This is a genomic window from Pseudoxanthomonas sp. UTMC 1351 (assembly GCF_040948865.1).
In the GTDB taxonomy this organism is placed as follows: Bacteria; Pseudomonadota; Gammaproteobacteria; order Xanthomonadales; family Xanthomonadaceae; genus Pseudoxanthomonas_A.
In genome coordinates, this window is the sequence record NZ_JAVGJT010000073.1 from 1 (window position 1) to 1,263 (window position 1,263).

At 66.3% G+C, this 1,263-nt stretch carries 1 protein-coding gene; it reads right to left on the reverse strand.

The genetic code is table 11. The features are described 5' to 3' along the window. Positions 1–254 precede the first annotated feature (254 nt). Positions 255–1,263: IS110 family transposase (locus AB6O04_RS20640; protein WP_368566305.1), on the reverse strand; the 1,009-nt coding region annotated here is incomplete at its 5' end.

The window sequence follows — 1,263 nt, forward strand, 5'->3', positions numbered from 1 at the left end:
TATATGGACTCCTCCGTCAATCAGGATTCGCTGGTTTGATCTGATGCTGTGAAGCGGTGCGGTTGCAGTCGTATATTCGGCCTTGAGGTGAGTCGCGTAGCGCTCGGGCCATCATGGAATCCGCGGCGCGGGTGCCTATCGTTCAAGCGGCCTGAGGGGCCGGAAGTGTTATCGGCGTTGTCCGCACCGGGACCGAACCCTTCACCATGATCGAGATCGTTCCAGGCAACTCCTGACGGGTAGGACGTGGATACTCAGGCGGCAGCGGGTCGCTGACTGACCTGCCAAGGATCGAAGGCAGTTCCGTGATGCGCCGTCGCCCACAGCCGGCGGGCCAACTTGTTGGCCAAGGCACAAGCGGCTTTGTTGTGACCTTGCCGCTGTTGCACCGACAGTGCCCAGGCCTGCAGCGGATCCAGCGGCTGGCCGCGCCGCTGTTTCATGCGTGCCGCTTGCAGCACGGCCCGTGCGCCGTGGATGAATAACGTCCGCAAGTACGCGTCCCCGCGTTTGGTCAGCCGACCTAATCGTCGCTGCTGGCCCGAGGAGTGCTCACGCGGCGTCAGCCCTAACCACGCCGACAGCTGCCGGCCGTTGCGGAACCGCGATAGGTCGCCGGCGCTGGCGCGCAATGCCGTTGCCGTCAGCAGGCCCACGCCCGGGACGGTGCGATAACGCTGCACCGCCACATCGCGCGTAGCGAACTCCTCCAGCCGTTGTTCGATGGCGGCCATATCGGCCGACAACTGCGCCAAGCGCTGCAACTGCGCGTCCAGACTGTGGCGCAGGGGCATCGGTATCTCGTTGTCGCCATCCTCGAGTGCGTCGCGGACCGCCGCCGACACCTTCGCCGCCCCGGCGGGGATGACCACACCGAACTCGCGCAGGACCCCGCGCAGCAGATTCAGCGTCGCGGTGCGTTCGCCCTTGAGATGTTCGCGAATACGATGCAGTGCCCGGATGCCCTGCTGCTCAGGCGTCTTCACCGGCACGCTGGCGATGTCGGCGCAGCGGTCCGCCTCCAGCATCCCGGCCACGTCGTTGCGGTCGGTTTTGTTGCCGCGCACATAGGGCCGCACGTCGCGGGCTGGAAGCAGCCGAACCGTGTGGCCTTGGCCCTGGAACCGGCGGCCCCAGTAGTGCGCACTGTCACAGGCTTCCATCAGTACGCGCAGCGCAGGCCGCTGCTCCAGCGTGCGGGCAAAGGCCTTGCGGGAGAGCCGCTTGCGCTCAATCACCTGGCCCTGGGCGTCGGCGAAAGCC